This is a genomic window from Cupriavidus sp. H18C2, assembly GCF_049393795.1.
Classification (GTDB): Bacteria; Pseudomonadota; Gammaproteobacteria; order Burkholderiales; family Burkholderiaceae; genus Cupriavidus; species Cupriavidus pauculus_C.
In genome coordinates this window covers 2,622,154-2,647,942 of the sequence record NZ_CP186010.1, presented here as the reverse complement: position 1 = coordinate 2,647,942, position 25,789 = coordinate 2,622,154, and the positions used below count along the sequence as shown (strand labels likewise).

General features: G+C 68.2%; 25 protein-coding genes and 1 tRNA gene. 11 read left to right on the top strand and 15 right to left on the bottom strand.

Features of this window, described 5'->3' with window-relative positions:
• Positions 1-17: 17 nt before the first annotated feature.
• The 6 genes from ybgF to EPAKOI_RS11870 all read left to right on the top strand — a co-directional run bounded on the left by ybgF (position 18) and on the right by EPAKOI_RS11870 (position 6,234).
• Complete coding sequence (gene ybgF / locus EPAKOI_RS11895; protein ID WP_124683528.1) at positions 18-773, top strand: tol-pal system protein YbgF; 756 nt, start codon at positions 18-20, stop codon at positions 771-773.
• 226 nt (positions 774-999) lie between these two features.
• Complete coding sequence (gene queC, locus EPAKOI_RS11890) at positions 1,000-1,683, top strand: 7-cyano-7-deazaguanine synthase QueC (protein ID WP_423192289.1); 684 nt, start codon at positions 1,000-1,002, stop codon at positions 1,681-1,683.
• Positions 1,684-1,780: 97 nt separating this feature from the next.
• The gene (locus EPAKOI_RS11885; protein ID WP_423192288.1) at positions 1,781-2,896 is read left to right on the top strand and encodes a YeeE/YedE family protein; all 1,116 of its coding nucleotides are present in this window, start codon (positions 1,781-1,783) and stop codon (positions 2,894-2,896) included.
• Between the two features lie 60 nt (positions 2,897-2,956).
• Positions 2,957-3,032, top strand: a tRNA-Lys gene (locus EPAKOI_RS11880).
• Between the two features lie 180 nt (positions 3,033-3,212).
• A complete protein-coding gene (locus EPAKOI_RS11875; RefSeq protein WP_423192287.1) occupies positions 3,213-4,100 on the top strand; it encodes a hypothetical protein in 888 nt (295 codons plus the stop codon).
• Between the two features lie 121 nt (positions 4,101-4,221).
• Positions 4,222-6,234, top strand: a complete 2,013-nt coding sequence (locus tag EPAKOI_RS11870; RefSeq protein ID WP_423192286.1) for a diguanylate cyclase domain-containing protein — start codon at positions 4,222-4,224, stop codon at positions 6,232-6,234.
• Here EPAKOI_RS11870 and EPAKOI_RS11865 read toward each other — a convergent pair.
• The 3 genes from EPAKOI_RS11865 to EPAKOI_RS11855 all read right to left on the bottom strand — a co-directional run bounded on the left by EPAKOI_RS11865 (position 6,231) and on the right by EPAKOI_RS11855 (position 7,687).
• The gene (locus EPAKOI_RS11865) at positions 6,231-6,770 is read right to left on the bottom strand and encodes a DUF3318 domain-containing protein (RefSeq protein WP_124683533.1); all 540 of its coding nucleotides are present in this window, start codon (positions 6,768-6,770) and stop codon (positions 6,231-6,233) included. The two genes, EPAKOI_RS11870 and EPAKOI_RS11865, sit on opposite strands and share 4 nt — an antisense overlap.
• A complete protein-coding gene (locus EPAKOI_RS11860) occupies positions 6,767-7,144 on the bottom strand; it encodes a phage holin family protein (protein WP_313835165.1) in 378 nt (125 codons plus the stop codon). Before EPAKOI_RS11860 ends, EPAKOI_RS11865 begins: the two co-directional genes overlap by 4 nt.
• A gap of 195 nt (positions 7,145-7,339) precedes the next feature.
• Positions 7,340-7,687 carry a DUF883 family protein gene (locus tag EPAKOI_RS11855; RefSeq protein ID WP_313835164.1) on the bottom strand — a complete coding sequence of 116 codons (348 nt, stop codon included), beginning with the start codon at positions 7,685-7,687 and terminating at the stop codon, positions 7,340-7,342.
• A 268-nt stretch (positions 7,688-7,955) separates the two neighbouring features.
• Here EPAKOI_RS11855 and EPAKOI_RS11850 point away from each other — a divergent pair, with 268 nt between their 5' ends.
• Entirely contained in the window at positions 7,956-8,594 is a 639-nt protein-coding gene (locus EPAKOI_RS11850) for a peroxiredoxin (RefSeq protein ID WP_124683535.1), read from the top strand.
• A gap of 159 nt (positions 8,595-8,753) precedes the next feature.
• Here EPAKOI_RS11850 and EPAKOI_RS11845 read toward each other — a convergent pair whose 3' ends face one another.
• Positions 8,754-9,947, bottom strand: a complete 1,194-nt coding sequence (locus tag EPAKOI_RS11845) for an acyl-CoA dehydrogenase (RefSeq protein ID WP_124683536.1) — start codon at positions 9,945-9,947, stop codon at positions 8,754-8,756.
• 154 nt (positions 9,948-10,101) lie between these two features.
• Here EPAKOI_RS11845 and EPAKOI_RS11840 point away from each other — a divergent pair, with 154 nt between their 5' ends.
• The gene (locus EPAKOI_RS11840; RefSeq protein WP_423192285.1) at positions 10,102-10,950 is read left to right on the top strand and encodes an IclR family transcriptional regulator; all 849 of its coding nucleotides are present in this window, start codon (positions 10,102-10,104) and stop codon (positions 10,948-10,950) included.
• Positions 10,951-11,148: 198 nt separating this feature from the next.
• Here EPAKOI_RS11840 and kynA read toward each other — a convergent pair whose 3' ends face one another.
• The 3 genes from kynA to kynB are packed head-to-tail and all read right to left on the bottom strand — an operon-like array spanning position 11,149 to position 13,963.
• Positions 11,149-12,015: a tryptophan 2,3-dioxygenase gene (kynA, locus tag EPAKOI_RS11835; protein WP_124683538.1), complete on the bottom strand. Its 867-nt coding sequence runs from the start codon at positions 12,013-12,015 to the stop codon at positions 11,149-11,151.
• 12 nt (positions 12,016-12,027) lie between these two features.
• The gene (gene kynU, locus EPAKOI_RS11830; RefSeq protein ID WP_423192284.1) at positions 12,028-13,284 is read right to left on the bottom strand and encodes a kynureninase; all 1,257 of its coding nucleotides are present in this window, start codon (positions 13,282-13,284) and stop codon (positions 12,028-12,030) included.
• Positions 13,285-13,315: 31 nt separating this feature from the next.
• Positions 13,316-13,963, bottom strand: coding sequence for an arylformamidase (kynB, locus tag EPAKOI_RS11825; protein ID WP_423192283.1), 648 nt, complete (start codon positions 13,961-13,963; stop codon positions 13,316-13,318).
• Positions 13,964-14,121: 158 nt separating this feature from the next.
• Here kynB and EPAKOI_RS11820 point away from each other — a divergent pair, with 158 nt between their 5' ends.
• Complete coding sequence (locus tag EPAKOI_RS11820; RefSeq protein WP_313835159.1) at positions 14,122-14,610, top strand: Lrp/AsnC family transcriptional regulator; 489 nt, start codon at positions 14,122-14,124, stop codon at positions 14,608-14,610.
• A gap of 2 nt (positions 14,611-14,612) precedes the next feature.
• Here EPAKOI_RS11820 and EPAKOI_RS11815 read toward each other — a convergent pair whose 3' ends face one another.
• From EPAKOI_RS11815 to EPAKOI_RS11790, 6 genes are all read right to left on the bottom strand, one after another.
• Complete coding sequence (locus EPAKOI_RS11815) at positions 14,613-15,176, bottom strand: flavin reductase family protein (protein ID WP_423192282.1); 564 nt, start codon at positions 15,174-15,176, stop codon at positions 14,613-14,615.
• 196 nt (positions 15,177-15,372) lie between these two features.
• Positions 15,373-16,479 carry a DUF72 domain-containing protein gene (locus EPAKOI_RS11810; RefSeq protein ID WP_423192281.1) on the bottom strand — a complete coding sequence of 369 codons (1,107 nt, stop codon included), beginning with the start codon at positions 16,477-16,479 and terminating at the stop codon, positions 15,373-15,375.
• 10 nt (positions 16,480-16,489) lie between these two features.
• The gene (locus tag EPAKOI_RS11805) at positions 16,490-17,731 is read right to left on the bottom strand and encodes a class I SAM-dependent methyltransferase (RefSeq protein WP_423192280.1); all 1,242 of its coding nucleotides are present in this window, start codon (positions 17,729-17,731) and stop codon (positions 16,490-16,492) included.
• Between the two features lie 247 nt (positions 17,732-17,978).
• Entirely contained in the window at positions 17,979-18,617 is a 639-nt protein-coding gene (pdxH, locus tag EPAKOI_RS11800; RefSeq protein WP_313835157.1) for a pyridoxamine 5'-phosphate oxidase, read from the bottom strand.
• A gap of 131 nt (positions 18,618-18,748) precedes the next feature.
• Positions 18,749-19,951, bottom strand: coding sequence for an MFS transporter (locus EPAKOI_RS11795; RefSeq protein WP_124683546.1), 1,203 nt, complete (start codon positions 19,949-19,951; stop codon positions 18,749-18,751).
• 314 nt (positions 19,952-20,265) lie between these two features.
• The gene (locus EPAKOI_RS11790) at positions 20,266-22,584 is read right to left on the bottom strand and encodes an AsmA family protein (protein ID WP_423192279.1); all 2,319 of its coding nucleotides are present in this window, start codon (positions 22,582-22,584) and stop codon (positions 20,266-20,268) included.
• A gap of 193 nt (positions 22,585-22,777) precedes the next feature.
• Between EPAKOI_RS11790 and tcdA the strand changes: the two genes are divergently transcribed.
• Complete coding sequence (gene tcdA / locus EPAKOI_RS11785; RefSeq protein WP_423192278.1) at positions 22,778-23,629, top strand: tRNA cyclic N6-threonylcarbamoyladenosine(37) synthase TcdA; 852 nt, start codon at positions 22,778-22,780, stop codon at positions 23,627-23,629.
• A gap of 3 nt (positions 23,630-23,632) precedes the next feature.
• Here the strand turns inward: tcdA and EPAKOI_RS11780 are convergent, their stop codons facing one another.
• A complete protein-coding gene (locus EPAKOI_RS11780; protein ID WP_423192277.1) occupies positions 23,633-24,211 on the bottom strand; it encodes an AAA family ATPase in 579 nt (192 codons plus the stop codon).
• Positions 24,212-24,340: 129 nt separating this feature from the next.
• On the opposite strand from EPAKOI_RS11780, the gene EPAKOI_RS11775 reads away from it, so the two are divergent.
• Positions 24,341-24,814, top strand: coding sequence for a bacteriohemerythrin (locus tag EPAKOI_RS11775; RefSeq protein ID WP_124683549.1), 474 nt, complete (start codon positions 24,341-24,343; stop codon positions 24,812-24,814).
• 28 nt (positions 24,815-24,842) lie between these two features.
• Here EPAKOI_RS11775 and trxA read toward each other — a convergent pair whose 3' ends face one another.
• Complete coding sequence (trxA, locus tag EPAKOI_RS11770; protein ID WP_423192276.1) at positions 24,843-25,682, bottom strand: thioredoxin; 840 nt, start codon at positions 25,680-25,682, stop codon at positions 24,843-24,845.
• Positions 25,683-25,789: the final 107 nt, after the last annotated feature.

The window sequence follows — 25,789 nt, the reverse complement described above, 5'->3', positions numbered from 1 at the left end:
CCACGGAATAATCCTTCATGAATGCTCGCGTTTCCACCCTGCTGTGGCTGGCCGCTGTATCTGGCGGCCTGCTGGCAGCCAGTTCCGCCCACGCCGGCGTGTTCGACGACGACGAGGCGCGCAAGGCGGTGATCCAGCTCCGGGACCAGTTCAACGGTTTCCAGGCCACGGCATCGCAGCGGATCGACCAGAACAGCCGTCAGCAGCTTGACATGCAGAACCAGCTTGAGGGTCTGCGTCAGGAAGTGGCACGGCTGCGTGGCCAGAACGAGGTGTTGCAGAACACGGTGGACACGCTGCAGAAGCAGCAGAAGGATTACTACGCCGACCTCGACGCGCGCCTCAAGAAGTTCGAGCCGCAGCAGGTGACCGTCGACGGCAAGGAAGGGCTTGCACAGCCGACCGAAAAACCCGAGTACGACGCCGCGCTGAAGCAGTTCCAGTCGGGCGATTTCAAGGGCGCGGGCAACGCCTTCTCGGCGTTTGCGAAGAAGTACCCGCAGAGCCCGTACCTGCCGCTGGCCCAGTTCTGGCTCGGCAATTCGCTCTACGCGCAGCGTGACTACAAGGGTTCGACTTTCGTGCTGCAGAACATGGTGCAGCAGTACCCGACGCATGCGAAGGTACCCGATGCCATGATCGCCATCGCCAACAACCAGCTGGAAACGGGCCAGAAGGCACAGGCCCGCAAGACGCTGGAGACGGTGGTGTCGAAGTATCCCGGCACCGAAGGCGCCCAGGCCGCCAGCAACCGGCTGAAGACGCTGAAGTAACCGGTATCCGCAGCAAGGCAGTCAGGAAAAGCCCGCGACGTTCGCGGGCTTTTTCTTTTGGGGGGGGGTGGTGGGTAGGTGGGAGACCGGCCGGCGGCTGGCTTCCCTCTCCCGCATGCGGGAGAGGGAAGCAAGGCGGCAGTCAGGCCAGGCAACCGCGCTAAAATACGCGATTCGCCCATCGAGGCGTGACTACAGCGCGCTTGTTCCGCGCGCACCGCACATCATGATCCAACGCGCAATCGTCCTGTTATCCGGCGGCCTGGACTCCGCCACCGTGCTCGCCATGGCCAATGCGGCCGGGTTTGAAACCTACGCGCTGTCGATGCGCTACGGCCAGCGCCATTCGTCCGAACTGGACGCCGCCCGCAAGGTGGCGGCCGCGCTGGGCGCGAAGCGGCACGAGATCATCGACCTGGACCTGCGCCGCTTTGGCGGCTCGGCGCTGACCGACGATGCGCTGGACGTGCCCACCGCGGGCGAAACGGGCGGCATCCCGATCACCTACGTGCCGGCCCGCAACACGATCATGCTGTCGCTGGCGCTCGGCTGGGCCGAGGCCATCGGCGGCCGCGACCTGTTCTTCGGCGCCAATGCCGTGGACTACTCAGGCTATCCCGACTGCCGCCCCGAATACGTGTCGGCCTACGAGACGCTGGCGAACCTTGCGACCAAGGCCGGCGTCGAGGGCGACCGGTTCCGCGTCCACGCGCCGATCATCGACATGACCAAGGCGGACATCATCCGCGCCGGCGTGAAGCTGGGCGTCGACTACGGCCTGACCGTGTCGTGCTACAAGGCCGACGACGAAGGCCGCGCCTGCGGCGTGTGCGATTCGTGCCGCATCCGCCGGGCCGGTTTCGAGCAGGCCGGCGTGGCCGACCCCACGCGCTACCAGACCGCCGCCTGACGGGCCGGCTGACCAGACAAGAAGGGGCGCCGCCGAGCGCCCCCCGCACACCGCGGTACCCAGAACACCAAGACGTTCCACGAGCTATCCCCGAGACATGCCCGACATCGACATCCCTGCGCTCACGCACACGGTCCTGCTGAGCACCTTCGTCCTGACCTTCCTGTTCGGCGCCGTCCTGCAGCGCACGCATTTCTGCACGATGGGCGCCATCTCGGACATCGTCAACATTGGCGACTGGAGCCGCATGCGCATGTGGATTCTGGCCATCGGCGTGGCGATGATCGGCACGGGCGTGCTGGCGTGGGCCGGCCTGATCGACCCGACCAAGACGATCTACACGTCGGCGAAGCTGGCGTGGCTGTCGGCAGCCGTGGGCGGGCTGATGTTCGGCTTCGGCATGGTGCTGGCGTCGGGCTGCGGCAGCAAGACGCTGGTGCGCGTTGGCGCCGGCAACCTGAAGTCGCTGGTCGTGTTCGTGTTCCTGGGGCTGTCGGCCTACATGACGCTGCGCGGCCTGTTCGGCGTGGTGCGCGTGAATACCGTTGACGCAGTGGCGGTGGCGCTGCCGTCGACGCAGGACCTGCCGTCGCTGGTGGCGCAGGCCAGCGGCATGGCGCGCGGCACGCTGCAACTGGTGCTGGGCGGGGCCATCGGCGCCGTGCTGGTGGTCTGGGCGCTGCTCGGCAACGGTTTCCGCACGTTCGACAACCTGCTGGGCGGGCTGGCCGTGGGGCTGATCATCGTCGGCATGTGGTACGTGTCGGGCCATCTGGGCTACGTGTCCGAAGACCCGAACACGCTGGAGGAACTGTTCGTCGGCACCAACAGCGGCCGCATGGAAAGCCTGAGCTTCGTGGCGCCGTACGCCTACACGCTGGACTGGCTGATGTTGTTCAGCGACAAGAGCAAGGTGCTGACCATCGGCATCGTCAGCGTGATCGGCGTGATCGCCGGCGCCGCGGCCTACGCGCTGGCGTCGCGCACGTTCCGCTGGGAAGGTTTCGGCAATGCCGAGGACGTGGCCAACCACATGGTCGGCGGCATCCTGATGGGCGCCGGTGGCGTCACGGCGCTGGGCTGCACCATCGGCCAGGGGCTGTCGGGCGTGTCGACGCTGGCGGTCGGCTCGTTCATCGTGTTCGCAACGATCATGGTGGGCGCCGTGCTCGCCTTCAAGTACCAGATGTGGCGCCTGGAGCGTATGGCGTGACGCCGGCGGCGTCTTGACACCCCCAGGGGGCCTCCCTATAATCGCGGATTCAGTTTTTCCGGGTCGTTAGCTCAGTCGGTAGAGCAGCGGACTTTTAATCCGTTGGTCGCGTGTTCGAGTCACGCACGACCCACCAGCATTTCCTCAAAAGGGCCTGTGGCGCAAGTCACGGGCCCTTTTGCTTTTGGCGCGCGAAATGGCGCCTTGGTGGCGTGCCGGGCGTCCATGCGCTACCGCACGTAACAGACCCGGCATCGTGCGGCGCCGCTGCCTAGAATGGATGCTCCCGTTCGAAAAAGGCCGAAGCGTTGATCCCATGAAACGGATGGCAAGCCGCCTGGCTCTCTTCGTTGCCCTGGTTCTGTGGGGCGTCAATGTGGCGTGGGCGTCTGATATCGCCTGCCCGACCACGTTCCGGGGGCGCTGCGACGTCTCGGCGCCGGCCGGCACGGCCTGCCAGGACACCGCGCGGATCCATCCGCACGGGCGGCAACTGATCTGCGAATACGCGATGCTGCACGAGAGCTACGAGGCGATCTACGCCGACCAGCAGCGCGGCCGCCATGCCGGTACGCTGAGCCGCGCCGAACTGGACGCCTGGCGCCGCAAGCGCGACGCGTGCACGACGGTGCGATGCCTGGACCAGTTGTTCGCCAGCTGGCACAGCGGCCGGCGCGGGCCGGCGCTGCGCGACGCGCCGGCCAGGCCGCCGACGCTGGCCGACACCCGCCCGGCGCCCCGGCGTGCGATGCCGGCGCCCCATCCCGCCACGGTCCACGGCGACGCGGTTGTCACGCCCGCTGTCGACACCGATGCCGACCTTGCGATGATCGACCTGGCCGCGTCGGCGTCCGACCCGGCGACGCCGAGTTTCGAGCCGGCCACGCTGTCGCTGCGCGATTCCCTGCCACCGCTGCCGCCGCGCGGGCCACGCCCCGACCGGCCGGGCCCGGCATCGGCCTTTACGTGGATGGCCTGGGTGCTGGTGCTGCTGGCGGGCGGCGGCGCGTTCTACTGGCTGGTCATCCGCAAGCAGGCGTCGCGCTATCTGGACGCCGCGTTCGCGTCGGCGGCCAGCGGCCTGTCGTGGCTCAAGACCCTGCCGATGCTGGCGTTCATCCTGACCGGCCTGGCGCTGCTCAATGGCGCGCTGCTGGTCTTCCTGCTGGGCGGATGGCGCCCTCACGTGCCCGGAATCAATTAACCAGTCTGAGTTAGAGACACCCCGCAACGCCTCATTGACAATGCAACCAGACACGGCCGCCAGCAGGCGACCGGGGTGAAATCTTCGACAGCCGGAAAGCGTCCGGCGCGGGAAGTCTCGGATGCAGCAAGCTGGTGGCGGGCGTCGCCTGCCGGCCAACGAGCACGTACTGCGTGTCGTCTGGCCGTTTGTCCCCGTGGTGGTGGCGTTGGCGCTGTTCTGCATCGCCAGCGTCGACGTGCTATCGGCGGCGCGGGGCTTCGTGGCTGGCGAGAGCCTCTGGACCAAGGGCCAGAAGGCGGCCGTGCTGCACCTGCTGCGCTATGCCGAAACGCGGCGCGAGGCCGACTACCAGGCCTACCTGGCCGCCATCGCGGTGCCGCTGGGCGATCACCGCGCCCGCCTGGAACTCGAAAAACCTGACTATGACCGCGCCGTGGCCGTGCAGGGCCTGCTGACGGGCGGCAACCATCCCGACGACATTCCGGCCATGATCCGCCTCTATCGCTATTTCCGGCAGGTGCCGGAGATCGACGAGGCGATCTCGATCTGGACCACCGCCGACGCCGAAATCGCGCGCCTCGACGCGCTGGCGCGGCGCCTGCGCGCGCGCGTGAACGAGCCCGGCTGCGACGCCGCCTGCGTGGCGCCGCTGCAGCGCGATATCGCCGACATCGACGCGCTGCTCACGCCGATGGAGGAAGCGTTCTCGAACGCGCTGGGCAAGGCGTCGCGGCGGGTGCGGGTGCTGCTGATCTGGTGCGCGGGCGCGCTGCCGGCGCTGCTGCTGGTGTGCGGCTACTGGCTGTCGACGCGGATGATGCGCCGCCAGCGGCTGCTGCAGCAGGCGCTGGCCGTCAGCGAGGAGCGGCTGCAGCTTGCCGTGGCGGGCAGTACCGACGGCCTCTGGGACTGGCATCCCCATCGCGGCGAGCTGTACTTCTCGCCGCGCTGCGCCGAAATGCTCGGCTACGCGCCCGACGAACTGCCGCACGCGCGCGAGACGCTGCTGGCGCTGATGCATCCCGACGACGTGCCGGAATTCGAGCGGCGGCTGGATGGCCATGTCCGCAAGGGCATGCCGTACGACGTGGAGATGCGTCTGCGCCGCAAGCACGGCGGCTACCTGTGGGTGCGGGCGCGGGGCCGCATGGTGCGCGGGGCCGTGGGCAAGGCCCGGCGCATGGCCGGATCGCTGAGCGACATTTCCGAGCGCAAGCGCTTCGAGGCGCAGTTGTTCGCCGAAAAGGAGCGCGCGCAGGTCACGCTGCACGCCATCGCCGACGCGGTCATCACGACCGACGTCTGGGGCCGGATCCAGTCGCTGAACCCCGTGGCCCAGACGATGACGGGCTGGACCGACGCCGAGGCCGCCGGCTGCTTCCTGCAGCAGGTCTGCCAGCTACACGACGAAGCCACGCAGGCGCCGGCCAACGACCTGGTGCCGCGCGCGCTGGCCGGCAACTGGCCCAGCCAGGTCGTCATGCTGCTGCGCCGGCGCGACGCGGCCGAGCAGGACGCGACCACGGCGGTCAAGCTGTCGGTCGCGCTGATCAGGGACAAGGCGGGGCAGGCCATCGGCATCGTCGTGGTGCTGCACGACGTCAGCCTGGAGCGGGCGCAGGCGGCGCAGCTTGCCTACCAGGCCAGCCATGATCCGCTGACCGGGCTGGTCAACCGGCTGGAATTCGAGCGGCGGCTCGATGCGGCGGTGTCGCGGGCGCAGCACGCGGGCAGCGTCCACACGCTGATGTACCTGGATCTGGACCAGTTCAAGGTGGTCAACGACACCTGCGGCCACGCGGCCGGCGACGAGCTGATCTGCCAGCTTGCCGATGTCATGCGCCAGCAACTACGGCGCAGCGACACGCTGGCGCGCCTGGGCGGCGACGAATTCGCGGTACTGCTGGAGTATTGTGGCGCGGCCGACGGCGAGCGCGTGGCCGAGACGCTGCGCGCCGCCATCGCCGACTATCGCTACCGCTGCCGCGACCAGGCGTTCGCGGTGGGCGTAAGCATCGGCCTGGTAACCATCGACGAACGGACGGCCAGCCGCGAGGCGGCGCTGGGCGCGGCCGACACGGCCTGCTACCGCGCCAAGCGGGAAGGGCGCAACCGGGTGCGGGTGGGCTAGGGGGCGACGGGCGGCGGCGTGGCCGGGGCCGGCGGCGAGGGCACCAGCGGGTCGCGGAAGCCGGTGTCGAGGGTCACGGTGGAGCCGGACGTCGTCGGCACGACCACCACGCCGGGCTTGCGCGGCTGCGACGCCTTCCAGGTCTTGTATCCCCAGTAGCCGGCGCCGGCCAGCATGCCGACCTTCGACAGCTTCCAGGCGATGCGGCCGACCGGGGTGCGGCGCAGCAGCGGCAGGGCCAGCGTGATGGCCGTGCTCAGCACCGGGTAGTCGCGCGTGATGCCGAACAGCTTGAGCCAGCCGCCGGGCCGCGTCATGCGCGGCAGCCACGTGCCAAGGTTAGCCATGCGGCGGGCGCCGCCCCGGACCTGCCGCAACGCCTGCACGGCGTCGTAGCGTTCCAGCGCGGCACGGGTGATCAGCAGCTCCTTGCGCACCGCCAGCGGCAGGCGCACCTCGCGCGTGAAGCGGACCGGGCGGGGATGCTCGCTGCGCGGACGGCTGCTGTCGATCGAATCGTCTTCGGGCGTGGTCATTGGCGCAGCATCTCCCGGTCTTTGTCTAGCTCGGCCAGCGTGGATTCAAACAGCGGCGGGGCGGAGCGCACCTTGTGGCGCGCGACGAGCAGGCAGGCGGCGGCGCAGGCGACGTAGAACACCACGATCGCGCCAATGGCCTGCCAGCGGTAGGTTTCCCAGAACAGGATGGCGATCAGCAGCGTGAAGGTCATCAGCGCCATGCCGAAGAATACGAGGCCAAAGCAGGCGAGCAACGCCACCTTCATCAGCCGGGTACGCTCCTCGGCCAGCTCCACACTGGCCAGCTCCAGCCGTGTCTGCAGCATCGACACGATGGAACCACCGAGGTTGCGGAGGGAGTCCAGGAACTTGGGGGAGTGAGATTCGCTCATGCGGCTCCGGCGAAAAAGCGATGCGCCGGCATGGGCGGCATCTGCAAGGGAATGACGGCAGCGGGGAATGGGCCGCTGCCGTCGGTCTTCAACTTCATGCACCCGGCGCAGATGCGCAGCCGGGGCTGGTACAGCCAGTACGACGGGTACTGATACAACTGATCGTGCGACGTTGGCGGGTCGCGCCGCGCTGTCTTACTTGCGGTTCAGCAGCAGGCCAACCAGCAGGCCCACGCCGGCTGCCACGCCGACGGCACGCCACGGGTGGTCGTGCACATAATCGTCGGTAGCGCGCGCGGCCGCCTTGCTCTTGGTCACGACTGCGTCTTGCAAGTCCTGTGCCTTCTCTTTGGCCTGCTTCAGCAGCCCCATGCCGCGCTCGCGCAGTTCGGCGGCTTTCTCGCCGGTGGTCGAGGCCGCTTGCTTAAGCAGTTCTTCGGCGTCGGACAGAACGGTCTTGACATCGCTCATCAGTTTCTCCTGTTTGCGGGCGGTTGATTCAAGTGGGTGACATTTTGCCTTGCCCGCTCGGGCTTGTGGCATTTCTTGTCTTCCCCGTAGCATATGTGGCGGCCGGCCATCGTTTCAAGCTCGCCGGCGCGCCACCACGACGATGTCACGCAACGGGCCATCCAAAATCCGGCGTTGATCCGCCCGGAGAGGGAACCGCGGCCCGTTCACCGAAGTCTTTATGACTTCGAGTGATTTTGTAGTGACTTTATATTCGTTTGGGTTGGATGGCAATCCAAGTAGGCTGGTTCACCGGCTCTTACCTTTCCTTACTTCCGTAAAGTTTTTGGAGACTTCTCTCATGGCACTGCGTCTTGGCGATATCGCACCGGACTTCGAGCAAGAATCGAGCGAGGGTCGCATCCGCTTCCACGAATGGCTTGGCGATAGCTGGGGCGTGCTGTTCTCCCACCCCGCCGACTACACGCCGGTCTGCACCACCGAACTTGGCCTGACCGCCAAGCTGAAGGAAGAGTTCGGCAAGCGCAACGTCAAGGCGATCGCCCTGTCCGTGGACAGCGTGGCGTCGCACCAGGGCTGGATCCGCGACATCAACGAGACCCAGTCCACCACGGTCAATTTCCCGATCCTGGCCGACGGCGACCGCAAAGTGTCGACGCTCTACGACATGATTCATCCGAATGCGAATGAGACGCTGACGGTTCGCTCGCTGTTCGTGATCGACCCGAAGAAGAAGGTCCGGCTGATCATTACCTATCCTGCAAGCACCGGTAGAAATTTCAACGAAATCTTGCGCGTCATCGATTCGCTGCAGCTCACCGACCACCACAGCGTGGCCACCCCTGGCAACTGGCAGGACGGCGACGACGTGGTCATCGTGCCGTCGCTGAAGGACGAGGAGGTGATCCGCCAGAAATTCCCGAAGGGGTACAAGGCGGTGCGTCCGTACCTGCGCCTGACGCCGCAGCCCAACAAGTAAGCGCGCACGAAAAAGCCGGGCGCGGGGTGTGTCGCCCCGGCCCGGCCCAGTACTGCGTGACCGATGTCGTAACACGGCGGGCAGCGCCCGTCGTCTCCTTGGTAGTGTGCTTTCCGCCCGGCCTTCCAGCCGGGCTTTTTCATGCGCCGGCGCGGCCGGTCAGAAGAACGCCTGCAGGCCGGTCTGGGCGCGGCCCAGGATCAGCGCGTGGATGTCGTGCGTGCCTTCGTAGGTGTTGACCACTTCCAGGTTCACCACGTGGCGGATCACGCCGAATTCGTCCGAGATGCCGTTGCCGCCCAGCATGTCGCGCGCCACGCGGGCGATGTCCAGCGACTTGCCGCACGAGTTGCGCTTCATGATCGACGTGATTTCCACCGCGGCCGTGCCTTCGTCCTTCATGCGGCCCAGGCGCAGGCAGCCCTGCAGGCCCAGCGTGATCTCGGTCTGCATGTCGGCCAGCTTCTTCTGCACGAGCTGCGTCTGTGCCAGCGGGCGGCCGAACTGCTTGCGGTCCAGCGTGTACTGGCGGGCGGTATGCCAGCAGAACTCGGCGGCGCCCAGCGCGCCCCAGGCAATGCCGTAGCGGGCCGAATTCAGGCACGTGAACGGGCCCTTCAGGCCGCTCACGCCCGGCATCAGGTTTTCCTCGGGCACGAACACCTGGTCCATCACGATCTCGCCGGTGATCGACGTGCGCAGGCCCACCTTGCCGTGGATGGCCGGCGCGCTCAGGCCCTTCCAGCCCTTTTCCAGGATGAAGCCGCGGATGGCTTCCTTGCCGTCGTCGCCGGTCAGCTTGCCCCAGACGACGAAGACGTCGGCGATGGGCGAGTTCGTGATCCACATCTTGGCGCCGGTCAGCTCGTAGCCGCCATCCACCTTCTTGGCGCGCGTGACCATCGAGCCTGGGTCCGAGCCGTGGTTGGGCTCGGTCAGGCCGAAGCAGCCGATCCATTCGCCGGTGGCCAGCTTGGGCAGGTACTTCTGCTTCTGGGCCTCGCTGCCGAATTCGTGGATGGGCACCATGACCAGCGACGACTGCACGCTCATCATCGAGCGGTAGCCCGAATCCACGCGCTCCACCTCGCGGGCGATCAGGCCGTAGCTCACGTAGTTCAGGCCCGGGCCGCCGTACTGCTCGGGGATGGTGGGGCCCAGCAGGCCCAGTTCGCCCATCTCGCGGAAGATCTCCACGTCGGTCTTCTCGTTGCGGAACGACTGCAGCACGCGCGGCATCAGCTTGTCCTGGCAATAGGCCGCGGCGGCGTCACGGATCATGCGCTCGTCGTCGGTCAGTTGCTGGTCCAGCAGCAGCGGGTCGGCCCAGTGGAATTCGGCGTTGGCAGCCATGGAGGTCTCCTTCTTTGGATGGGGCGTAGAAGGCTGCGCGCCTTCTCGGGTCCGGTGAATCAAAAGTTTTGGTTCCGCATTGCGGAACCTTGTTCCGATGAGCTAGTATAGCCGAACCGGTTTTCGCTGCAACGGGGTGAAACCGGACCGCCGCATGTTTGCGTTCGACAATCGACCATCCCTGGAGACCACCTTGGCCCCAACCGCCGCCGCTCCCGCCGCCGCCGCGCAGAAGGAGCGGGAAAGTGATCCGAACTTCGTCACCGCGCTGGCCCGGGGGCTGGAACTGCTGCGCTGCTTCCGGACCGGCGAGGCGATGCTGGGCAACCAGGACTTCGTACGCCGCACCGGCTTTCCGAAGGCGACGGTGAGCCGGCTGGCCGGCACGCTGGTGCAGCTTGGCTACCTGCGCTACGACGACAGCCTGGGCAAGTACGCGCTGGACGCCGGCGTGCTGGCGCTGGGGTTTTCGTACCTGGCGGCGTCTGACGTGGTGGCGCTGGCCCGGCCGCACATGCTGGCCTTCGCGCAGAGCTACGGCGTGTCGGTGTCGCTGGGCAAGCGCGAGCGGCTGGAAGTCATCTACATGGAATCGATCCGGAACGACGCGGGCGTGATGCTGGGCCTGGGCGTGGGCTCGCGGCTGTCGCTGGTGTCGAGTTCGATGGGGCGCGCCTACCTGGCCGCGCTGCCGGCCGCCCGGCGGGACCGCGTGCTGGCCGAGTTCGCCCAGGCGTATCCCGAGCAATGGAAGCAGCAGGAGGCGCCCACGCGCGCCGCGCTGGCGCAGGCCGAGCGGGACGGCTACGCCGCGTCGTTCCGCGACTGGCATCCGGCCATCCACGCCTGCGCGGTGGCATTCAAGCCGGTGGGGGAGAAGGACCTGCACCTGCTGAGCTGCAGTGCGTCGTACGGCGCCGTCACCGAGGAAACGTTCCGCGAAACGCTGGCGCCGGCGCTGATGGCGCTGGGGGCCAGGCTGTCGGATCCGGCGGGGCGGTAGGGGCGGTAGGGGCGGTAGGGGCGGTAGGGGCGGTAGGGGCGGTAGGGGCGGCTCTTCCGCTCTCCCGTGTGCGGGGGAGCGGCAGGGGTGCGGATTGCCGAGGGCTCGGCAAGCAGGGCCTCGACGCCCTCTCCCCAACCCCTCTCGCGCGGGCGGGACAGGGGAGCAGACAAGCGCTATCTTCGAAACGCTACGAATTCAAAGATCCGTTCGCAGCTTCCACAGCTCCGGGAACAGCACCACGTCCAGCATCCGGCGCAGGTAGCTGACGCCTTCGGTGCCGCCGGTGCCGCGCTTGAAGCCGATGACGCGCTCGACGGTGGTCACATGGCGGAAGCGCCATTGGCGGAACGCGTCCTCCAGGTCGACGAGCTTTTCGCCCAGTTCGTACAGTTCCCAGTGCGCCGACGGATTCCGATAGACCTCCAGCCACGCGGCCTCGACCGACGCGTTGTACTGCGTCGGCTGCGTCCAGTCACGCTCCACCACGTCCGGGTCGATCTGGAACCCGCGCCGCGCCATCAGCCGGATCGCCTCGTCGTACATCGACGGCGTGTGCAGCGCCGCCTCCACCAGCGCCAGGTGCTCGCCGCGATGGGCGTGCGGGCGCAGCATGGCGGCGTTCTTGTTGCCCAGAATGAACTCGATCTCGCGGTACTGGTACGACTGGAAGCCCGACGACGCGCCCAGGTACGGCCGCATCGCCGAATACTCGGGCGGCGTCATCGTCGCCAGCACGTTCCACGCCTGCACAAGCTGGTCCATGATGCGCGACACCCGGGCCAGCATCTTGAACGCGGGGCGTAGCTGGTCGTTCCGCACCCCGTCGCGCGCGGCGCGCAGTTCGTGCAGCATCAGCTTCATCCACAGCTCGGTGGTCTGGTGCTGGACGATGAACAGCATCTCGTTGTGGTCCGGCGACAGCGGATGCTGGGCCGAGAGGATCTGGTCCAGCCCCAGGTAGTCGCCGTAGCTCATGTCGCGCGAGAAATCCATCTGCGCGCCGTGCCAGCGCTCGTCGCCGCCGGCACCGTGCCCCATCGGGCATCCCTTGTTCTCGCTCATGTCGGGCTCCGCTCAGGTCACCGCCGTGCGCACGGTAAAGCGCGCGTCGCGATAGGTGCCGCTGTCCAGCACGTCGCGCAGGATCTCCACGGCGTCCCAGACCTCGGTAAAGCTCGTGTACAGCGGCGTGAAACCGAAGCGGGCGATGCCGGGCTCGCGGTAGTCGCCAATCACGCCGCGCTCGATCAGCGCCGCCACCAGCGCGTAGCCGTCCGGGTGCGAGAAGCTGACCTGGCTGCCGCGCCGGGCGTGCTCGCGCGGCGTCACCAGCGCCAGCGGGTGGGCCCCGCAGCGGGCTTCCACCAGCTCGATGAACAGGTCGGTCAGCTTGAGCGACTTCGCGCGCAGCGCGCGCATGCTGGTCTGCGCGAAGATGTCGAGCCCGCATTCCACCATCGCCAGCGACGCGATCGGCTGCGTGCCGCACAGGAAGCGGCCGATGCCGCGCGCCGGCTGGTACTGCGGCGACATCGCAAACGGGGCGCCATGGCCCCACCAGCCAGACAGCGGCTGCCAGAACTGGTCGCGCAGGGCGGGCGATACCCAGACGAACGCCGGCGAGCCGGGGCCGCCGTTCAGGTACTTGTAGGTGCAGCCGATGGCGTAGTCGGCGCGCGCGGCGGTCAGGTCCACGGGCACGGCGCCGGCCGAATGGGCCAGGTCCCAGACCGTCAGCGCGCCGCGGGCGTGGGCCAGTTCCGTCAGGCCGGCCATGTCGAGCATCTCGCCGGTCTTGTAGTTGACGTGCGTCAGCATCAGCACGGCGGTGTCCGGGCCCACGGCGGCGTCGATGGCGGCCGGGCTGTCCACGAGCCGCACCTCGTAGCCCTGTTGCAGCAGGTCAGCCAAGCCCTGGGCGATATAGAGGTCGGTCGGGAAGTTGCTGGCCTCGGACACGATCACGCGGCGCGACGGGTCGCGCTGCTGCTGCACGCGCAGCGCGGCGGCCAGCACCTTGAACAGGTTGATCGACGTCGTGTCGGTCACCACCACCTCGTCATGCCCGGCCCCGATCAGCGGCGCCAGCCGGTTGCCCAGCCGGCCCGGCAGGTCGAACCAGCCGGCCGTGTTCCAGCTTCGGATCAGGCCATCGCCCCATTCGGCGTTCACCACCTCGGCGGCGCGCGCGGCGGCGGCACGCGGGCGGGCGCCCAGCGAGTTGCCATCCAGATAGATCACGCCCTCGGGCAGGGCAAATTGTTCGCGCAGCGCGCGGAGCGGGTCGTCCCGGTCCAGCGCCTGGCAGCGTTCGCGTGTCAGGTTGGTCATGCGTGGCAAATGTCGGTGAAATCGGAAGGGGTCAGAGTTCGCGCAGGACGGCCCGCACCGGGCTCGCGTCCAGCGTGGCCAGGCGCAGCGGCAGCGCGATCAGTTCGTAGTCGCCGGCCGGCACGTCGTCCAGCACGATGCCTTCGAGGATGGCCAGCCGGTGGTCGCGCACGGCGTGGTGGGCGTCCATGGTCTTGGAGGTCTCGGGGTCCAGCGACGGCGTGTCGATGCCGATCAGCCGCACGCCATGGCGGGCCAGCAGCGCGATGGTCTCGGGCGCCACGGCGCAGAAATCCGCATCCCAGGCGCCCTGAGGCACGGCGCGATAGGTGCGCAGCAGCACGCGCGGCGGCACGCCGGCCAGCGACGCCTCCACGTGGTGCGGCGCCACCAGCGGCGCCGCGCCGATGCAATGGATCACGCGGCACGGGCCCAGGTAGGCGTCCAGCGGCACGTCGCCAATCGGCGCGCCATCGGCGGCGTAGTGGAGCGGTGCATCGGCATGGGCGCCCGTGTGCGGCGACATCGTGATGCGGCCGACGTTGACCGGGCAGTGCTCGTCAAGCTGCCAGGCGGGTTCGTGGCGGAACGGCGTGTCGCCGGGCCAGACCGGCGTGGCGTTCGAAACGGGCGGGCTGATGTCCCAGATCCGGCGGGAAGGCATGGGGGCGGTCGACATGATGGAAGCGGGTCTCCGGAGGCGCGTTTCTGCGGACTCGGTGCGTGCCGGAATCATAGTCAAATCCGCCGGAAAGAGGCTTGCGAAATGGGCCGTCCGTCGGGCTGCCTTTCGCATAAAATGCGAAGGACACAAGCTAAAACCGTGGAATCTGCGACATGACCCTCGATCCGATCGATTTGCGCATTCTCGCCGCGCTGCAGGAGAACGGCCGCATCAGCAACCAGGACCTTGCCGATAAAGTGGCGTTATCGCCATCGGCATGCCTGCGGCGGGTGCGGTTGCTGGAAGAGGGCGGGGTGATCGGCGGCTACCGGGCGTGGTTTGACGCCGAGCAACTGGGGCTGGAGATCGAGGCGATCGTGCAGGTGTCGATGCGGCACGACGTGGAGGGCTGGCACGACACGTTCAATGCCGTGGTGCAGACCTGGCCCGAGGTGCTGACCGCCTACGTGATTACCGGCGACAGCAACTACATCCTGCGGGTGCAGGCGCGCAACCTGAAGCACTACTCCGATTTCATCGTGAACCGGCTGTATCGCACGCCGGGCGTGATGGATATCCGCTCGAACATCGTGCTGCAGCGGATCAAGACGGGCGGATCGCCGCTGGCGATCCTGAAGGAGCCGGGCCAGCCGGCGGCGTGACGCTAGCGGTCGAGCGGGCAGAGCGTGGAAAACTGCGCGCCCTGGAACACCAGCGGCTGCCCGCCGGCGTCGAGGATGCCGCAGCGCTCCACCTCGCCGACGAAGATCACGTGGTCGCCTTCGTCGTACCGGCTGCGGTTGTGGCATTCGAACCAGGCCAGCGCGTTGGCCAGGATCGGCAGCCCGGTTTCGGACAACTGGTAGTCCACACCGGCAAAGCGGTCGCCCTTGAGCGTGGCAAAGCGCTGGCACAGGTCCATTTGTGATGCAGCCAGCACGTTGATGATGTAGTGCGAGCCATCGCGGAACATCGGCAGGCTGTTGGCACGATGGGCCATGCTCCACAGCACCAGCGGCGGGTCCAGCGACACCGAGTTGAACGAACTGGCGGTGATGCCGACGAACGGCGCGCCATTGGCATACGGATGGCCGGCGGCGCGCGTGGTGATAACCGTCACACCTGTGGCGAACTGCGACAGCGCGCGCTTGAAATGCTGGCTGTCAAAATCGGGGGCGGTGGCCTTGCGGCTCCCGGTGTCGGGGTCCTCGGCCTCTGGCATGCCCATCTCTCGGGCTCCACACAAATCCATGATCTTCATATCGGGACGGCCGGCGCGCGTGCAACACGTCCAACCTATTCCTCGCGGTGCGTAATTTCGGTGGCCTGCCCCACACAGGGGCACGGCCGCCGATGGGCCGATTGTAGCGGACTCAGGACATTGGCTCCGAAGTGACGTCCGCGCGACCCTGCCGCCGGTGGTGTCATGCGGGGCGCGCGGCGGCCGCCGGTATTGTGTGTGATGCCGGCGCTTCCAGCCGGTCGACGATGGCCGACGCCAGCCGGGCGATGCTGTGCGGTGCGCAGCCTTCGGCGTTGTTGCTGACGATCACGTAGGCCGGCTGGCCCGTGCACAGCGTGCGGACCACCACGTCGGCGATGGCGTCGCGCGTGGCGTCGTCGGGGTCCACGAGCTTGTCGAACGGCATGTACGCGCGCTCGGCCATCGCATACGAGCGGCCTTCGCGCAGCATCCAGCGCAGCACCAGCGGGCCCGGCGCGCCGTCGTCCATGAGCGCCTGGGCGTGGGCCTGGCGCGGCACGGCCGGCAGGCGGTCGCGCGCGGCCAGGCAGAAGCGCACGCCACGGTCGCGCAGCAGGCGGATGTAGCGCGGCGTCAGCAGCGCCGGGTCGCGCATCTCCACGGCGTAGCAGGCGTGCGGCGTGAGCGTCGGGTCCAGCGGCGGCAGCGCGGCCAGGAAGGCGTCGAGCCGCGCCAGGAACGCCGGGCCGTCGTCGGCCACGCTCTGCAACGGCGAGAACTGGAACAGCAGCGGCCCGCAGCGCTGGCCGAGCCCGCCCGTGGCTGGCACGATGAAATCGCGGATGGCGATCTCGGCGTCCAGGAACGCCGCGTTGACCAGCCGCCCGGCGCCATCGGGCCCGCGCAGCCAGGCATCGCAGACGCTGGCCGGCGCCTTGACCAGGAAGCGGAAGCCCTCGGGCACCTGGGCCGCGTAGTTCATGTAGTCGGTCAGCGGGATCGGCCCGTAGAAGCCGCGGTCGATGCCGGCCATGCGCAGCAGCGGGTGCTGGCCGCACGCGCGCAGCCCCTTGCGCGACAGCAGGCTCTCGGTGTACTGGCCGTCGTAGACCAGCCCGTGCCAGCCCGGATACGACCACGACGACGTGCCGAAGTACAGGTTCGGCGGCAGCCGCCGGGCCAGCGCGGTCAGCGCGGCGTCGGGCGTCCATGGCTGGACGGCCTTGCCGGCGGGGGCCTTCTTGTCGGAAGGGGCCGCGCGCGGCGGCCCGGGAGGCGTGTCCGGCGACGCCGGGGCATCGCCGAACAGGTCGAGGTTGTCAGTCAAGCGTCAGGCGTCAGGCGTCGTTACCGATAGGAGAGGCGTAAATATAGCGCCGCGAGACCGGGAACGTGTCGGCGGCACGGTCCGCCTTCTGGCACACCACCTGGTGCAGCGACATGATGCTGTGGAGGAACGCATGCTCGCAGCCGGCCAGGTAGATACGCCAGATGCGGTACTTCTTCTCGCCCACCATGGCGCGGATCTTGTCGGCGTTGACCTCGAAGTTGTCGGCCCAGTGGCGCAGCGTCTGCGCGTAGTGGCGGCGCATCAGCTCCACGTCGAACGCTTCCAGCCCGGCCTTCGCCATCGTATGCAGCACCATGCTGATGTGCGGCAGCTCGCCCTGCGGGAACACGTAGCGGTCCATGAAGCCCGAGCCGTCCAGCGGCACCGCGCCGCTGTCGGGGTCGGTGGCGGTGATGCCGTGGTTCATCGCCACGCCGTCGTCCTTGAGCAGGTCGCGGATCCGGCCGAAGTAGCCGACCAGGTTGGCCTTGCCCACGTGCTCGAACATGCCGACGCTCGTGATGCGGTCGAACTGGCCCTGGATGTCGCGGTAGTCCTGCAGCCGGATCTCGATGCGGTCCTGCAGCCCGGCGGCCCGTACGCGCTCGGTGGCCAGGTCGAACTGGTTCTGGGACAGCGTGATGCCCACGCACTGCGCGCCGAACTTCTGCGCGGCGCGGATCACCAGCGCGCCCCAGCCGCAGCCGATGTCCAGCAGCGTCTGGCCCGGCTGCAGGCGGATCTTGGTCAGGATGTGGTCGATCTTCTTGAGCTGCGCGGTGGCCAGGTCTTCGTTGCCGTGCTCGAAGTACGCGCACGAGTAGACCATGCGCGGGTCCAGCCAGAGCGCGTAGAACGCGTTCGAGACGTCGTAGTGGTACTGGATCGACGCCTTGTCCTCGGCCTTGCTGTGCGTGAAGTGCTGGGCCACCTTGGCCAGTGCGCCACCGGCGCTGCGCGCGGCGGCCGACGACAGCCCGTATCCCACCTTGATGATGTCCGCCAGCCGGCCGTCGAGGTCGATCTTTCCCTGGACGTAGGCCTCGCCAAGGTTATCGAGGCTCGGCGCAAGCAGCATCGGCAGCGCGGAGGCTTCACGCACCGTCAGCGTGACGTCGGGCTTGTCGAAGTTGCCGAGCTGGTATTCGGTGCCGTTCCAGAGCCGGAGCCTGACCGGCAGGTTGGCGTGCTCGCGGACATCGGAGATCCAGCTATCGAGCTGCTTGTCGATGGCTTGCTTGAAGAACATGCGGCTTTCTCCCGATTGGTTGGTGATCCCTCTCGAAAAAATGCCCCATGGTCGGCTGCGCAAGACTGCGTGGTGAACGCAGCCCGGCCTTGGGGGCGCACCGATGCATGGCCGGTGCGGCGACGCAAGAACTTTACGCCAAAAAACAGGATTGTGCAGTGCAGGCCGCCGCGGCCGCGGTACCTGTCGGCACATGCAGACATTGACCACGCAGCGCCGTCCGGCGCCGCGTCATCGCCTGTTTCAATCAGGGCGACAGCCGCACGATCTGCCAGCCGCCATCGGCCTGTTGCCGGAACGCGATGCGGTCATGCAGGCGCGACGGGCGGCCCTGCCAGAATTCGATCCAGGTCGGCCGCAGCCGGTAGCCGCCCCAGTGCGGGGGGCGCGGCGGGTTGTCGCCGAACTTGTTGCGGAAGTCGGCCTCGCGGGCTTCCAGCACGTCGCGGCCGGCCACCTCGCGGCTCTGTTCGGACGCCCACGCACCCAGGCGCGATCCGAGCGGCCGCGACGCGTAGTAGGCATCGCTCTCGGCATCGGCCACCTTCTCGACCACGCCTTCCACGCGCACCTGGCGCTCCAGCTGGACCCAGTGGAACAGCAGCGCGGCGCGCGGGTTGGCTTCCAGGTCCAGGCCCTTGCGGCTCTCGTAGTTGGTGAAGAACGTGAAGCCGTTGGCGTCCATGCCCTTGAGCAGCACGATGCGGGCGGACGGCTGCCCGTCGGCGCCGACCGTGGCCAGCGTCATCGCGTTGGGTTCGGGCAGCTTGGCCTGCAGCGCCTCGTCGAACCAGTGCTGGAACTGGCGGATGGGGTCATGGGCCACGTCGGTTTCGGAAAGCGCGCTCAGCATGTAGTTGCGGCGCAGGTCGGCGAGCTGGGTCATATCGCATGTCGAAGAGTCGGTCCGCCTGCCGGGGCACGCGGACGAGGATGCTTCGAGTATAGCCAATGCGCCGGACACCGCATTTGCGCCATGGCAAGCGGCATCGCAGTTTTACTAGATTTGCCGGACGGCTACGGCTGGGTCGGGGCCGGCGCCGGCAGCTTGCGGGTCTGGCGGCGCGAGTAGTAGTTGGCCATGCCCATGGCGCCAGCCATCGACAGGAAGATCGGCAGCATGCCCAGCGCGGTGCCGACCACGCCGAACGTGAGCGGCCACACCACCTGGCTCGTGTTGAGCACGGCCGACCGCAGCCCCAGCGCCTCGCCGGCGCGGCCGGACGGCGACGCGGTATGGAGGATGTTCATCACGTTGGGCTGGGCGCTGCCCAGCGCCAGCCCCAGCACGAACGCCAGCGCGCACATCAGCCAGAAATGCGACACGAACGGGTAGACCAGGTAGGCCAGCGCGCCCACCAGCAGGGCCAGCCGGATGATCCGCCATTCGGAGAAGCGGCGCGACACCATCGGCATGGCCACGCGAATGGCCAGCGTGGCAATGGAAAACGCGCCGAGCACCCAGCCGATCATCGACGGCGACAGCCCGATGCGCGTGCCCTGGATGGGGATCAGGAACGCGTGCAGGTCCCACGCGGCCGACAGCACCGCGCTGGCCACGAACACCGCGCGTAGCTCCGGATGCTGGAGCAGGTCCAGCGTGGAATGGCGCGAGCCGTCCTCGATGGCGAGGCGGCCCGCGTTGCCGCCCGTGGCCGGCAGGCGCGGGCGCACGTACTGCAGCCCGGCCTGGCCCAGCAGCGCCACGCCCACCAGGATGCAGAACGCCGTGCGAAAGCCCGCGTGCTCGATCGTGTAACCCATGGCCACCGGCCCCAGCGTGCCCGAGATCGACAGGCCCAGCGCGTGCCACGTGTAGTTGCGCAGCCGCGTCTCGTTGGTCGATACCTGGCCGATCAGCAACTGCATGGCCACCTGCACGAGCATGAAGCCCACGCCGATCAGCGCGCAGGCCGCGTAGAGCGACGCAATGTCGTGCCACACCGCCGGCAGCAGCGTGCCGGCCACCACCATCAGCGACCCCGCCGTCATCGGCAGCCGCGGCCCGATCTCGTCGATGCGCTTGCCCGCGCGGATCGCCAGGAACATCGGCAGCAGCGCGTAGAGCGACATCAGGATGCCCAGCGTGACGGTGGACGCCTTGAGCGAGATGGCAAATAGGGAAACGACGACGCGACTGGCGTTGAACGCCACGTGATTGCACACCGTCAACGCGATCAGCCAGCTGATCGGGGGGACGGCGGCGTGAGGCAACGTCATGGCAGGGGCAGGGCAGGAGGGTGGTTCGCGCCGCCGGCAAGGGTCTCCGATCCAGCGACAAGATGCGCGAAAAAGAAAATTAGTGCGGCCGGGGCCGCACCTGACAAGACACCGGTGGCCGGACTGGAACCCGGCAACGGTGGCGTTGCACGTCGCTGTTCATTAATTACTTGCTTAATCAACGACCCGCCGATTATGCGACTGGCCGCGGCCGCGCACAACACCGGTGAAGCCGGGCGTGCCAAATCCGCAACACCTCGCGGCGGGGGCCGGCGAAGCGTTGCGGATCAACGGGGGAGGGGACGGGCGCGCGGTCAGCCGCCCTGGTAGAGCTGGCGGTCGTTGGCCGGACGGTTCTGCTGCACGTTCGGCGCGGGGATGCGCGGCTTGGTGGGCTCCGGTGCCGGCTCGCCGCGGGCCGCGTCGGACTTGGTCGGCGACTCGGGAATCGCCGGGCCGGCCTGCTGCTGGCCCTTGCCGGCCGACGGACCCGTGTAGGTCTTGCCTGGCGGCGGCGCGGTGGGCCGCTTCTTGAGTTCCGCCAGCAGCTTGCCGCAGTTGGATTCCTCGCCGCCCGAGATGTCGAGCAGCGGCACCACCATCGCCACCGGCGCGGTCAGGGCCAGCGCCAGCGCGCCGCCGGCCCGCAGCGCCAGGATGGCGATGTTCGGGCTGACCGACGGGTCCTTGAACGTGCCGCCCACGTACAGCGGCGAGCGCAGCGAGATGATGCGCAGCCCCTTGGAGTCGGGGTGGATCGTCAGCGCCAGCCGCTCGTCCTTGAAGTCGACGGCGCCCTCGGTGTTGATCACGGCGTCCTGCGTGTCCAGCACGAAGGTCTGGGCCCGCGCGATGCCGTTCTGGAAGCCGAACGCCGCCACGCCGCAGTTGATCTGCACCGGTTTGTCGCCGAACAGCTTCGACACCACCACGCTGCCCACGTTGAGCCCGATGGCTTCGAGAATGAACTTGCTGACCGTGCCGTTTTCCACCAGCAGCCGGGCCTCGCCGTTGGACGACCCGAGGATCTGCGCCACCGAGTTGCCGGTGGCCGACAGCTTGGCGCTGCCGTTGATCTCGCCCACGCTGGCCCGGGCGCTGTCCGCCTTCGGAAACAGCTGCTTGATCTTCAGGTGCCGCGCGGTCATGTCGATCATCGCGCCCATCGGCTCGCGCTTGCCGTCCAGCCGGATCGTCGACACCAGGTTGCCGCCGGCCACGCCGAAGTTCAGCGGATCGAGCAGCAGCACGCCGTCGGTCAGCTTCAGGTGGGTGGTCAGGTCCGTGATCGGCAGGTCTTCGTCGCGCACGATGCGCTTGCCGGTGAACTTCACGTCGGCGTCGATCTCGTCCCAGCGCTCGGTGCGGAACGGCGCCACGGGCAGCGCCTTGTTGGGCGGCTGCTTGACCGGGCTGTCCTTGGCCGCCTCGCCCGGCTTGGCGCCGCCGCCGATCAGCGGCGCCAGGTCGGCGAACAGCAATTGCTTCGATACCAGCTCGCCCGACAGCAGCGGCCGGGGCGAACGCTGCGCGAACGTCAGCGTGCCGCCAATGTCGCTGCCGCCCACCTTGCCGGTGAAGTTGCGATAGGTGTACGTCGACGCGCCCTTGTTCAGCGTGGCCACCAGCCGGCCGCGCGTTTCATACGGCGGCGTGGACGGCAGCACGATGCCGGTCAGCTTGTAGAGCGACGCCATGCTGTCGCCGGACAGCGCCAGGTTTACGTCCAGCGCGCCCAGGTGGGCCGGATTGGTCACGGTGCCCTCGATGGTCGCCCGCGTGGCGCCCACGCGCACGTCGGCCTGGATGGGGTAGGGCGTGTTGGTGTCGCGCAGGCTCAGCACCGTGCCGGCCTTGCCGGTGGCGTTGATGGTCGCCTGGTTGTAATGGCCCACCGCTTTCCAGCGCAGCCCGTAGCGGTCGTCGTTGCCGGTCTTGTTGTCGCGCGCCCGGGCGTCCGGGGCGGATGCGGCGGATGCGGCCGCCGCCTGCGACGCCGCCACGGCCGAGGCGTCGGACGGCATCAGCGCGCCGTCGCGCGCCTTGTCGTAGATGCCCTTGTCGCCGATGGTGTCCAGCGTGGCCTGCAGGTCGATCTTCTCGGCGGCGTCCTTGAGCGCCAGGTTGCCGCGCTGCAGCACCACCTCGCCCACGTCCAGGTGCCACTTCGACTTGCCGGAATCGGTCTCCTTGCGCGTATCGAACGTCCAGTTGTTGCGCTTGTCGGCCAGCCGCTCCAGCCACACGGCCGGGCTGTCGACGACGATGGTCGGCACGTTGATCTCGTGCGCCAGCAGCGGCAGCGGGCGCAGGATGAAGATCAGCTCGCGGATGGTGCCCATGTTGGGCGCCTCTGCCCAGTCCGGGTTGCCGATCGTGATGTCCTTGCCCGACAGCCGCGGCCACGGCACCAGCGTGCGCCAGCCGGTCTCGCCCTGCGGGCGTTTCCAGGTGACGCTGAGGTCGCCGTTGATCGCGAACGGGCGGCCGATGGACTCCGACACCTTGTCGTTGAGCCACGGCTTGAGCCGGTTCCAGTCGAAGGTCAGGATGATGATGACGACGAGCGCGATCAGCGCCAGGGGCGTGAACACACTCCAGAAGACGATTTTCTGTCGACGCGAGGCGGGCATAAGGGGCGGGCTCCTGTGGGCGGCCATGCGGCGGATGAACCACTGCTCGTTTCATTGTAGAAACCGGCCCGGCGTGCGGTTGTCGGCCTCCCGCTGACATTGCGGTCGCCCGGAACCCTATTTTTGGCGCGGCGGGGCCAGGAAGGATGCCGGCCGCTGACATAGAATGCCGGCAGATTTTCAGAGATCGACGATGACCACCGCTTCCACGCCCCCGGCGGAGCAGGACCTGCCCGCGCCCCTGACCCACGAAAGCCCCGCCGACGACGACTACCACCGCCGCTTTGCGGGCGTGGCGCGGCTGTATGGCGCCGACGGGCTGGCCCGGCTGGAGACGGCCAGCGTGTGCGTGATCGGCATCGGCGGCGTGGGCAGCTGGGCCGCCGAGGCGCTGGCCCGCAACGCGGTGGGCCGGCTGACGCTGATCGATCTGGATCACATCGCCCCGTCGAACACGAACCGCCAGATCCACGCGCTGGGCGATGCCTATGGCCGGGCCAAGGTCGACGCCATGGCCGAGCGGATCGTGGCGATCAACCCGCGCTGCCGCGTGACGCCGGTGGACGACTTTGTCACCGAGGACAACGTGGCCGCACTGCTGGGCGGCTTCGACTACGTGATCGACGCCATCGACGCGGTCAAGGTCAAGACGGCCATCCTGGGTTGGGCGCGGCGCGAGGGCGCGCGGGTCATCACGTGCGGCGGGGCGGGCGGCCAGCTCGACCCCACCCGCGTGCGCATCGACGACCTGGCCCGCACGATCCAGGACCCGCTGTTGGCCAAGGTGCGCGGCAACCTGCGCCGCCAGTGGGGCTTTCCGCGCGATCCGAAGAAGAAGTTCGGCATCCAGGCCGTGTATTCCGACGAGCCGCTGCAGTATCCCGAGCCCGCGCAGCAGGCGTGCGAGATCGACGAGGTGCCGCCCGCGCCGGTGCGCGGCCCGCAGGGGCTGGCGTGCGCCGGGTTTGGCTCGTCGGTGGCGGTGACGGCGGTGTTCGGCTTCGTGGCGGCGTCGGCCGTCATCGGCACCCTGGCCGCGGGCTGACGCTCAGGCGGCCAGCGTGCGCAGCAGGCCGTCGATGGCGGCGGCGTCGGGCGCCAGGTTGTCGAAGAAGATCAGCTCGGGATAGTCGGCCGGGTCCGGCGCGAAGCGGCGCTGGCGGTACGCGTCCCAGTGCGCCAGCTTGTAGGCATCGTTGGGATTGCCGCGCGCGATGATCCGCGCGTGGGCGGCGTCCTCGGGCAGGTGGACCCAGACGATCCGTGTCTCGGTGCCGGGCGGCACGTGCAGCCACTGCGGGTCGGTCAGCAGGTGGGCGCGGATCTCGCGCGACAGCGGCCCGATCACGATCACGCTGATGCCGAGCGTCAGGTTCTCGCGCGCGGTATCGAGCAGGCCCTCGTACTCGGGGTCGCGCAGGTTGTCCAGGTAGGCCGGGCTGTCGCGGTCGTTGGCGTCGCCCGTGATGGCCCGCATGGCCGCCGCGCTGTAGCGGCCGTAGAGCGTGTCCTTGTCGAGCAGGCAGAACGGCTCGCCGGTGGCCTGCATCAGCGGCCCGATCAGCCGGTGTGCCAGCGTGGTCTTGCCGGTGCCGGCGTGACCGCAGAAGAAGATCAGTCGGGGCATGTCTGGGGTGGGGCGGGGTTGCATCAGCGGCGTGAACCCCGAGCATAACCGTTGTTTGCGGAAAATCAGATCGGCAGGCCGTGAAATCGGTATCCTTGCCGCTTATCTCAAAGACAAAGTCCCGATTCCATGTCTGCAGAACAGAATCCCTACGCCGGGCTTTCCGCCGAAGGCCTGCCCGAGGCGCTGCGGCTAGGCGAGCCCGTGACCGACGCCACGCACGCGGAATTCCTGCAGTTGCTCGATGCGGTCGCCAAGGCCGACGACGCCGGCTTCCTGGCCGCCTACGACGCCTGGATCGACCACACCCGGCACCATTTCGGCCAGGAAGAACAGTGGATGGAGGCGATGCAGTTCGGGCCGCGCTTCTGCCACACGAACGAGCACAACGGGGTGTTGCAGGTGGTGCAGGCCGTGCGCGACAAGATCGCGCAGGAAATGGAGGACCCGGAAGGGCCGGGCAAGGGCGGGCTGTCGCTGGGGCGCCGCCTGGTGGACGAACTGTCAGGCTGGTTCGACAACCACGTCAAGTCGATGGACGCGATGATGGTCGAGCATATGAAGGCCAACGGCTTCCTGCTGGTGGAGGCGCCGGCGGCCTAGCCGGCGACCCTCCCAACGCCGCGCCGCGTCAGTTCAGCGTCGTGCTGAGCTGGCGGCGCCACTTCGACACCACTTCTGGCGAATCGGCCATCAGGTCGAAGACCGACAGCATCGTCTTGCGGCCGATGTCGTCCTCGAAGCCGCGGTCGCGGCGCACGATTTCCATCAACTGTTCCAACGCCGGCTGATACTCGCGCCGCGCGATCAGCACTTTCGCCAGGTCCAGCCGGGCGGCCAGGTTGGCCGGATCGGCCTGGACCTGCGCCTTCAGTTCGGCGCCGTCCGGCAGGTCGTCGAGTCCCTTCATCGCATCGAGCCGGGTCTTGATCGCCGCGTAGCCATCCTCCTGCGGCGCACGCGCGGTCAGGCGGCCGAATTCGGCGTCGGCGGCGTCGATGGCGTTGTCGTCGAGCAGGAAGCTGATGTAGGCCAGCCGGTTCGCGTCGTTCTCGGGCTCGTGGGCCAGCGACGCCTGCCAGGCGGCCCTGGCGCCCTCGCGGTCGCCCGCTTCGGCCAGCGCCTGGGCGCTCTGCACGGCTAGCTCGCCGTCAGTGGGCTGGAGCGTGTCGATGAACTCGCGCAACTGCGATTCGGGCAGCACGCCGACAAACTGGTTGACCGCCTGCCCCTCGGCAAACGCCACCACATGGGGGATGCTGCGCACGCCAAAGTGCGCGGCAAGCTGCTGGTTCTCGTCGACGTTGACCTTGACGAGCTTCCAGGTGCCGCCGGCCTCGGCTTCCAGCTTTTCCAGCATCGGCCCCAGCGTGCGGCACGGGCCGCACCACGGCGCCCAGAAATCGACCAGCACGGGCAGGGGGCTGTTGATGACTTCGGCTTCGAAGTTCTGCAGGGTGACGTCGCTCATGTTCTGCACCTTGGAATGTGAGAGCCGCACCAGCGGCCGAATGTCCCTATTGTGAGGGCGGAGCCCCAAATTGCAACCGGCGGCTGTCCGGCCCCCCGGCGCGATGG